Source organism: Candidatus Thiosymbion oneisti (assembly GCF_900092655.1).
GTDB lineage: Bacteria > Pseudomonadota > Gammaproteobacteria > Chromatiales > Chromatiaceae > Thiosymbion > Thiosymbion oneisti.
This window is the reverse complement of record NZ_FLUY01001825.1, coordinates 1-382: the sequence shown is the minus strand read 5'-3', so window position 1 is coordinate 382 and position 382 is coordinate 1. Positions and strand designations below refer to the sequence as shown.

The 382-nt window shown below is 36.6% G+C and carries 1 protein-coding gene; it reads left to right on the top strand.

What is annotated here, in order from left to right; all coding sequences use genetic code 11:
- Positions 1–382: HEPN domain-containing protein (locus BQ17_RS19525; protein WP_176722527.1), on the top strand; the 382-nt coding region annotated here is incomplete at both ends.

Here is a 382-nt window from a genome sequence, read left to right as displayed (position 1 = left end):
ATATCCAGTTTGTAAATCGTCGTTTAAGGAAAAGTCAGTACTTTTATATTGACATCCTGCGAGAAGGAGTACTTCTGTATGATTCAGGTAAATTTCAATTGGCTGAGCCAATAGAAATAACACCCAAAGAAAGAAAAAAATTAGCTGAAGAGGATTTTGAGTATTGGTTTAATAGTGCCAATGGATTCCTAAAAATGTACAGTGCTGCATCAGAGCAAGGTGAACTGAATATAGCAGCATTTCAGCTTCATCAAGTTACAGAGCGTCTTTATGGAACAATCTTATTGGTATTCACTCGCTACAAACCAAGTACGCATGATCTAGAGAAATTAGGTCAAAGAGTATCAAGCATAGAGCCAAGGTTCTTGTCTATATTTCCACG